The organism is Pauljensenia sp. 20925_1_34 (genome assembly GCF_041432775.1).
Classification (GTDB): Bacteria; Actinomycetota; Actinomycetes; order Actinomycetales; family Actinomycetaceae; genus Pauljensenia.
In genome coordinates this window covers 1-8336 of the sequence record NZ_JAPWAG010000045.1, presented here as the reverse complement: position 1 = coordinate 8336, position 8336 = coordinate 1, and the positions used below count along the sequence as shown (strand labels likewise).

6 protein-coding genes and 1 pseudogene are annotated in these 8336 nt (G+C 64.7%); 2 read left to right on the top strand and 5 right to left on the bottom strand.

Annotated elements, in window-relative coordinates; all coding sequences use genetic code 11:
* Positions 1–72 precede the first annotated feature (72 nt).
* The 5 genes and pseudogenes from O3669_RS10620 to O3669_RS10600 all read right to left on the bottom strand — a co-directional run.
* Positions 73–327: pseudogene (locus O3669_RS10620) on the bottom strand (ISL3 family transposase); the annotation flags it as partial.
* A 148-nt stretch (positions 328–475) separates the two neighbouring features.
* Positions 476–1681 (bottom strand): hypothetical protein, encoded by a 1206-nt coding sequence (locus tag O3669_RS10615; protein WP_314770310.1) that lies wholly within the window; start codon positions 1679–1681, stop codon positions 476–478.
* 100 nt (positions 1682–1781) lie between these two features.
* Positions 1782–2468 carry a hypothetical protein gene (locus tag O3669_RS10610; RefSeq protein ID WP_371524790.1) on the bottom strand — a complete coding sequence of 229 codons (687 nt, stop codon included), beginning with the start codon at positions 2466–2468 and terminating at the stop codon, positions 1782–1784.
* A 143-nt stretch (positions 2469–2611) separates the two neighbouring features.
* Positions 2612–3301, bottom strand: a complete 690-nt coding sequence (locus O3669_RS10605; RefSeq protein WP_371524788.1) for a hypothetical protein — start codon at positions 3299–3301, stop codon at positions 2612–2614.
* A 136-nt stretch (positions 3302–3437) separates the two neighbouring features.
* Positions 3438–4274 carry a hypothetical protein gene (locus tag O3669_RS10600; RefSeq protein WP_371524786.1) on the bottom strand — a complete coding sequence of 279 codons (837 nt, stop codon included), beginning with the start codon at positions 4272–4274 and terminating at the stop codon, positions 3438–3440.
* 249 nt (positions 4275–4523) lie between these two features.
* Between O3669_RS10600 and O3669_RS10595 the strand changes: the two genes are divergently transcribed.
* Both O3669_RS10595 and O3669_RS10590 read left to right on the top strand, forming a co-directional pair.
* Positions 4524–5990, top strand: coding sequence for a flotillin family protein (locus O3669_RS10595; RefSeq protein WP_371524784.1), 1467 nt, complete (start codon positions 4524–4526; stop codon positions 5988–5990).
* A gap of 539 nt (positions 5991–6529) precedes the next feature.
* A complete protein-coding gene (locus tag O3669_RS10590) occupies positions 6530–6919 on the top strand; it encodes a hypothetical protein (RefSeq protein ID WP_371524782.1) in 390 nt (129 codons plus the stop codon).
* Positions 6920–8336: the final 1417 nt, after the last annotated feature.

Genomic DNA, 8336 nt, shown 5'->3' with positions numbered 1-8336 from the left:
CCCGAGGCGAACTCCTGTGTTCGGTCGTCGTCCCACGACACTGTCCACGATCCCCGGGACAGCTCACTCTGGGCACCGGTAGCGGCGCACGCTCACGTGCACGATCGTGGGACGCCACCCGCAGGGCTCGTGCGCCAAGCGCCTGACCACCGTGTCACGCGCCTCGCCCTGGCACCCGCAGCGCCGACACCACCGGTCCTCACCAGTAATACGGCACGCCAACACTGCATGGTCTGGCCACATGCACTGACCCGTCACCTCCAACCCCAAGCCATCCAGGCGCGTGAACGCGCTCAGATCAGGGCGATCAAAGGTAGCGCTGGGCATGTCGAGGTCTTTCAGATGGACGGTGTCGGAACCCCCATCATCGGAAGACCTCGACCCCTATCCGGCCACGACACGCCCAACCCCGCCAACAACACCTACACCCTCACATGCGAAGAGCCCGTTTACTGTCCAGATGAACCGGGCGTCCTTACGCCTCGCCCGCACGGCGCGCGAAGCGCTTGGAGACGTGCTTGGCCAGCGAGAGCTCCGCGATCGAGTCGACGAGCATGAGGCCACCGACGATGCCCGCGAAACGCAGCCAGCCGGAACGAGGAGCGGGTGCGCGCACGGCGGCCACCAGCATGGAGGTACCGATGACGGCCTCGGCGGCGACGGCGGCGTGAATGATCCACGGGCGCTCGACGGCCACGGATTCGTAGGAGTTCCACAGGGGCTTGACGACCGACTGGGGCTGGCCCATCATGATGTCCACGCTGCGGCCGATCGCGTTGGAGATGCCGCGCGCCAGGTGCACGGTGACGCCCTCGACGTCCTCGGCGGCGGTGGTGCCCAGGAGGAAGCCGGCGACGGAGCCGGGCAGGCCGAGCGCACGCACGACCTTCCACACGGATTCTTCGCCGGTCGTGGCCACGGACGCCCACAGAGCGTCCGCGTCAGCGCCGGGCACGGCCTTGGCGATGGCCAGCAGGTCCAGGCGATCGCCGACCAGGTCGATGACCTCGCCGGGCAGGTCCAGGGCCTTGTCGTGGCCGCCGGGGACGATGGCGGCGTCAATGCCCCAGTTGTGGGACACGATGTGCTCAAGGTGGTCGTCGGTCACCAGGAACACCTGGAACTCTCCGTCCGTGACGGACAGGGTCACCAGGGGCAGGTCACCGAAGTTCCAGCCCTCCTTCTCGGCGGGCAGCTCCGCGAGGAGCGCGCGGTGATCGTCAGCCAGCTCCAGGTCGCCCAGGTCGACGCCCTCAAGGGCCGCCAGCAGCGGCACCGACGACGCGGGGGTGCGTCCGATCTCGACGATGCGTGTGGGTGTGCCCTCCATGGCCTCGTCGGCTTCCTCCTCCGAGGGCCACACCTTACCGAGCGGGGAGTCCCCCTCCGGCAGGTGGTCGGCGCTGGCGTTGCCAATGCGTACCTCAGCATCGAAGAGGACCGCGAGCTCGTCGGCCAAGTCCGCGGGGGCGGGGCCGGGGACCACCTCGGTCGAGCCAGCGGGCACGGTAGCGACGCGATCATCCGCGATCGCGACGTTCAGGCCGAGCAGCTGCGGCGAGGAGGGGAACCATTCGAGCTGGGCGAGGATCGAACGTTCCTTCAGCTCGCCCGCGACGACGCTGGGATCCAGCTCGTGGCCGATGATCATGCCTTCAATGCGGGTCCAGTCCTGGGCCATGTCACTACCTTCCTATCCGTGGTGACACCATCTCACCACACTTTGTTCCATTGTGGCGCGTGGCACGCACTTTTGCTCGCCCGCGCGGTCAGAGATGAGACTATTGTTCTTCCGTTCCGCCCCACTCGACGGCCACCAGGCCCGTGCGCTGGGGCGTCGGGCCGAAGGCCTGCTCCCGCACCTGCGTGGTCACCTCCGCCTGGCGGATCGTCATGAACACCCGAATGAAGGTGTCCGGCTTCACCGGCGCCCCGGCCTCGTCCGTGAAGCTGTAGCGGGCGTGGGCCGTGTACGAGGACGCATCAAAAGACACGAACGTGTACTCGTTGGCGTGGATGCGCGGCGCCCAGTAGGTGATGAAGTCGGCCGCCTCCTTGTCGGTCAGCCCCAGCAGCGCCAGCTTCTCCTCCAGGAAAGGCACGGCGTCCTCGCGGGCGACGACGAAGCCCGCGTCGGGGGATTCCTGGCCCACAGGCCCGTCCCAGAACAGGGAGGGGTAGGTACGGCCACCCTGATCCGTCAGCGTTCCGTCCGGCGAGGCCGTCACCGTCCACGAGGCCCGGGTTCCCCAATCCGTCGTCTCCAGGGCGTCCGGGGCCGGGTAGGCGGTGTCGATCGCGCCGTCAACGTCAACGCTCACCGTCACAAGCTGTTCCTGGGGCGAGTAGACGTACAGGACCGGCTTCTCCGACACTCCTTGCTCCCTGTCGTACGCCAGGAGGAAAGCGGTGGCGAACGCAAGACCAGCAACGACAACGCAGCTGAGGATGATGAGGGCTTTTTTCATGACCTCTCTGTCTCTCTCGGGTCGCCCATCGTTGGGCGTTGGCGCGATTGTATCCGACCGCGCGCATGTGTCTATGGTACGGGGTTGTCCGCCCGCCTTTCAAGGACGCCCCTCCCGGTCGGCCAGCGCACGGCGCACTCCAGCTACTGGACGGCTCCTCCCCATTCGACGACCGTGAAGCCGCTGCGGGTCGGGGTGGGCCCGAAGACCTGAGGCGTGACCTCCTCGTTCGCATCCGCCGCACGGATCGTCATGAACACCCGAATGAAGGTGTCGGGCTCAACCGGCGCCCCGGCCTCGTCCGCAAACGAATAGGTCACCTGCTGAGCGTAGGAGGAGGCGTCGAAGGAGACGAACGTGTAGTCGTTCGCGCGGATGCGCGGCGCCCAGTAGGTGATGAAGTCGGCCGCCTCCTTGTCGCTGAGGCCCAGCTGTCCCAGCTTCTCCTCCAGGAAAGGCACCGCATCCTCACGCGCAACAATGAAGCCCCGCTCCGGCGTATCCTGCCTCACCGGCCCTTCCCAGAACACATACGGGTAGCTGCGCCCACTCGCGTCAGTCAACGTGCCATCGGGCGCGGCACTGATGGTCCACGAGGCCCGGGTCCCCTCCTCCGTCTGCACCTGACGCTCCGGGGCGGGGTACACCATGTCGAGTGTGCCCTTGACGTCGATGGTCATCGTCAGGCCCTGTTCCTCCTCCGGGTAGACGTACACGACAGGCTTCTCATCCAGAACCTCATGGTTGCCCTTCTTTTCGTGCGTGTCACACGCCGCGAGGAAGGAAAGGGATGCGACGACTAGGCAGCTTGCGATGATCAGGATTTTCTTCATGACGTCTCTGTCTCTCTCGGGTCGCCCATCGTTGGGCGTTGGCGCGTGGGGTGTCACCTGCGCGGTTACTCCTATGGTACGGGGTGGGCAGCCCGCCTTTCAAGGACGTGTCTCGCGGGTAGCCCACCTGTCCGTCCTATTGTTCCGTGCCGCCCCATTCGACGGCAGTGAAGCCGCTGCGGGTCGGTGTGGGACCGAAGACCTGAGGCGTGACCACCTCGTTCGCATCCGCCGCACGGATCGTCATGAACACCCGGATGAAGGTGTCGGGCTCAACCAGCGCCCCGGCCTCGTCCGTGAAACTGTAGCGGGCGCGGGCCGTATACGAGGACGCATCAAAAGACACGAAGGTGTACTCGTTGGCGCGGATGCGCGGCGCCCAGTAGGTGATGAAGTCGGCCGCCTCCTTATCGGTCAGCCCCAGCAGCGCCAGCTTCTCCTCCAAGAACACCACCGCATCCTCACGCGCAACAATGAAACCCTGCTCGGGGGCCTCCAGCGTCATCTCCCCATCCCAGAACAACGACGGATACGTCCGCCCACCCTGATCCGTCAGCGTTCCGTCCGGCGAGGCTGTCACACTCCACGAGGCCTGGGTACCCCGATCCGTCGTTTCCAGGACGTCCGGGGCCGGGTACACCGTGCCCAACTCACCCTCCACGTCAAGAGACACCGTCAACGACTGCTCACGCTCGGGATACACATACAACACAGGCTTGCCAACAGGTGCGGAGTTGCGGCTCGGCGAGGGAGTCGGCGACACGGGGTTGCTGCTCGGCGAGGGAGAAGGCGACACGGGGTTGCTGCTCGGCGAGGGAGTCGGCGACACGGGATCATCCATATTCTCACAGGCCGTATCCCCACCCTCGCACTCATTCGGGTCAATCAGGGGAACCAAGCCGAAGACGATCGCGGCAGTAGCGACCAGTGCCCCGACAACGACACAAACGATCGTGATCACTGTTTTCTTCATGGCTCCTACGCCTCTCTCACAGTCCGCCATCGGACGTTCCGCCCGCGAGACAACGACCCCGCGCTCCCCCATCATAAGCAGCCCTGCCGCCCGCTTTCAACGAGGTCAGCGTGCGCGCGCAACCCCGCCACGGCCTCGTCACCCCATAGTGAGACAATGCATTGAGTCACAGGCCCGGCGCTGGTATTCTGACCAGTTACGCGACGCCACCCACGAGCGCGTCGCATCCCTCACGTGAAAGCAACGATCATGCCCTTCTTTCTTATCGCGGTGATCGCCATCGCCGCCCTCGTCCTTATCCTCCTCTTCCTGTGGGCAAGCTTCGTGTCCGCTTCCCCGGGCGAAGTCAAGGTCATTTCCGGCCCGCGCGGCCAGCGCGTCCTCCACGGCAAGACGGGGTGGAAGATTCCCCTCCTCGAGCGCGTGGACACCATGACCGCCTCGATGATCTCCGTCGACGCTCAGACCACGGACTTCGTTCCCACCAACGACTACATCAACGTGCGCGTCGACGCGGCCGTCAAGGTCCGCATCGCGACCGATGATGACACGCTGTTCAAGGCAGCGACGCGCAACTTCCTCTACAAGACGACCTCCGAGATCTCCGAGGAAGTACGCGACACCCTTGAGGGGCACCTGCGCGCCATCATCGGCCAGATGAAGCTCACCGACATCATCACCGACCGCGCCGCCTTCTCCGAGCGCGTCCAGGAGAACGCGAAGCAGGACCTGGAGGAGATGGGTCTCCTGATCGTCGCGTTCAACATCCAGAACGTCACCGATCAGAACGGCGTCATCGACAACCTCGGTATCGACAACACCGAGCAGATCCGCAAGACCGCCGCCATCGCCAAGGCGAACGCGCAGAAGGAGGTCGCGCAGGCGACCGCCATCGCCCAGAAGGAAGCCAACGACGCACAGGTCGCCTCGCAGCTGGAAATCGCTCAGAAGCAGACGGACCTCGCGAAGCGCCAGGCGGCTCTGAAGGTCGAGGCCGACACCGAGAAGGCGAAGGCGGACGCCGCCTACGAGATCCAGTCGCAGATCCAGCGCCGCGACATTGAGCGCGAGACCGCGCAGGCCGACATTGTCAAGCAGGAGCAGCAGGCGGTCATCAAGGAGAAGGAAGTCGTCGTCACCAAGCAGGCCCTGCAGGCCGAGGTGAACGCGAAGGCCGACGCCGAGCGCTACGCCGCCGAGAAGAAGGCCGACGCAGCCCTGTACGCGCGTCAGCGTCAGGCCGAGGCCGAGGCCTTCGAGCGCACCAAGAAGGCCGACGCCGACAAGCAGGCCATGCTCGCCGAAGCCCAGGGTATCGAGGCTCGAGGCCGCGCGGAGGCCTCCGCGATTGGCGCGAAGCTGACGGCCGAGGCCGAGGGTCTCGAGAAGAAGGCCGAGGCCATGACGAAGATGAACCAGGCGGCCGTCCTCGAGATGTACTTCCGTGCCCTGCCCGAGGTGGCGCGCGCCGTCGCCGAGCCCCTGTCCAAGGTCGACACGATCACCATGTACGGCGAGGGCAACAACGCTCAGATGGTCGGCGACATCACGAAGTCGATCAGCCAGATCAACGCGGGCCTCGGCGATTCGCTGGGCCTGGACCTGCAGCAGATGTTCACGGCACTCGTGGGCGCCAAGGTCGTCTCCCCGACTATCTCCGACGCGGTTGCGGAGGGTGTGCGCGACGCCTCCGTCCCGAAGCCTCCGCAGGGGTGAGCGAGGCTCGCGCACAACGCGGGCGCAGCCTGTGCCGCGGGCGTGCGAAACACGACCGCGTGTGAGGCGGGCTCGCGAGGCGGGCTCGCGACACGGGCCGCTCGTGATGCGGGCTCGCGATACAGACCGCTCGTGATACGGGCCGCTCGTCATATGGGGCGGGATCCTACGGGGTCCCGCCCCGCTGCTATGCCCAGCTTTCCCGCCGTCGGTGACCCACCCCGCTATCGGCGTTCCACCCCGCTCTCACACCCCACCCCTCACCCTCCCCCCAAAAAGTCGCACGTAATTTAATCCGGTCATTTTTCGAGATAGCTAGAAAACGTTGCAATTCCAACGATGCTATTTCATACTTTTAAGTAGCCACGGGGGAATTACGTGCGACGTTGGTGGGAAACCATCATGCCTCGTGTCCTGGCGTCCCCCGTTGCAGCCACCACGAGAACCTAGCCTCCGCAAAATAACGACCGAAACGGTCCACGCTACGCCATCAAGTTTTACACTGAGATATGGAACAAAAAGCAAAAGGATCCCTCCTCGTGAGGGTTGGCGCTGCCCTGAGCACCCTCGTCGTTCTCGGCGTATCAGGACTGGCCTACCTATTGGTCGCCGACGTGTACGACACGTATCCGCAGCTCGCGTATCGCGCTATTTTTTCAGTCCTCGGTGTGCTCATCCCACTCCCGTTCGCTTTCTTCTTCGGTCTTGTCACAGTGCGCCACACGCTGTCACTACACCGGCTGATGGCGAGCGCAGCGAGATGCATGTGGGGCTTCTTCGGTCTCTTCCTGCTCACCTGGCTACTTGAGGGACTCCTCATCGGAGAGGCACCCGGCCCCTTCATGTACGTGTGTGTCGGCACTCTCATCCTGTCGGCAACGATCGCGCACCTCCTCACGCTCGGCGCACGCGCCGCGAAATCCTCATAGGGCCAGGGCAGGAAACGCACAGACAGCAAGCCCCGACCGATCGGAGGAGACCGTTGCGTAGCCGATCAGCGTTTCTAGATGCGCTTAGGCTGGTCTTGTTGACACTTCGCGAAGCGGGTTCGCGTGCGACCAACACGCCGTGCCAGACAATGAATCCGCCAAAGTGCAGACCCATTCAGCCAAAACCTTCGTTTTTGGGTGCCTTTCACCCAATGGGTCTACACTTTGGCCGCAACAACGCTCAAGACCGCGACCTCATCGCCACCAATCGGGGGGAATTGCACTACACGAGCGTCCGACACGCCGACGACATGCCGCCAGCAGGCTTCGTGTAGCGCAAAACCCCCATCGAATACGAACTACACCAATCAGCCTGGACAACAGCCGCATAAACAAACTGTCAACAACTTGCGCACCCCCCAGACCCCAATAGCGAGCACCCGAACAGATGCACTCTCCACACGCGGATAGGTTGTGCCGATGCGGATAGGTTATCGCCACGCGGATAGGTTAATAAGCTATCCACATGTTCATAACCTATCCATATCGCAATAACCTATCCGCGTACGCAGCCGGTTTGGTCGGCCTGGAGGACAGGGAAGGTTAGGACGGCCCAGCCGCGGTGCCGGTGGGCGACGGCGGGACCAGCACTAAGCAAAAGTCGCATGCAATTCACAAACACAAGTGGCGTAACATCACAAACTGACACAAACCAGCACAATGCGGGCGGCGAATTGCATGCGAGATTACGGAACGACGAACAACACACCAGCACACCAGGCCCTGCCGGTGTGGAGGGCGCCGGAGGGACTGGAGGACCTGACCGCGGCGCAGGTGGGCGACGGCGGAGCCTGTCAGCACACAAACGACAAGCCCGACCGATCGGGGGCGCCGCGAGGCCTGCGGGGCCTGGCCGCGGTGCCGGTGGGCGGCGGCAGGGCCTGGCCGGGCTTCGAGACGACGCGCCGAGCGCAGCTCGCGGCGCGGACGGCGAGCGGGCGGGCCGCTGCCCACCGGCACACACAGCGGCCCGGCCCAACAAAACTGGCCACGCGGCGGCAGGGCCTGGCCGGGCTTCGAGAAGACACGCCGAGCCAATCATCAGCACACCCGGCTCCACTGGTGTGGAGGACACCGGAGGGAACTGCCGCGGTGCCGGTGGGCGGTGGTGGCGCCGCACCGCCGGTGTGGAGAACACCGAGGGCCCGGCCGCGGTGCTGGTGGGCGGCGGCAGGGCCCAGCCAGGCTTCAAGATCGACCACTCTAAACCGGCTCTTCGCATTGTGGGGTGTGGGGGTGGTGTTCGAAGCGTCCCGGGGGTCGTGGACAGTGTTGTGGGACGACGACCGAACACAGGAGTTCGCCTTGGGTGCCTCATCAACCAAAACTCGCACGTAATTTGGGTACCCTAACTTTT

Bases quoted from the DNA above. Each gene is read 5' to 3' on its own strand.
- O3669_RS10615 (WP_314770310.1), bottom strand. From the start codon at position 1,681: ATGGCCCAGGACTGGACCCGCATTGAAGGCATGATCATCGGCCACGAG.
- O3669_RS10610 (WP_371524790.1), bottom strand. From the start codon at position 2,468: ATGAAAAAAGCCCTCATCATCCTCAGCTGCGTTGTCGTTGCTGGTCTT.
- O3669_RS10605 (WP_371524788.1), bottom strand. From the start codon at position 3,301: ATGAAGAAAATCCTGATCATCGCAAGCTGCCTAGTCGTCGCATCCCTT.
- O3669_RS10600 (WP_371524786.1), bottom strand. From the start codon at position 4,274: ATGAAGAAAACAGTGATCACGATCGTTTGTGTCGTTGTCGGGGCACTG.
- O3669_RS10595 (WP_371524784.1), top strand. From the start codon at position 4,524: ATGCCCTTCTTTCTTATCGCGGTGATCGCCATCGCCGCCCTCGTCCTT.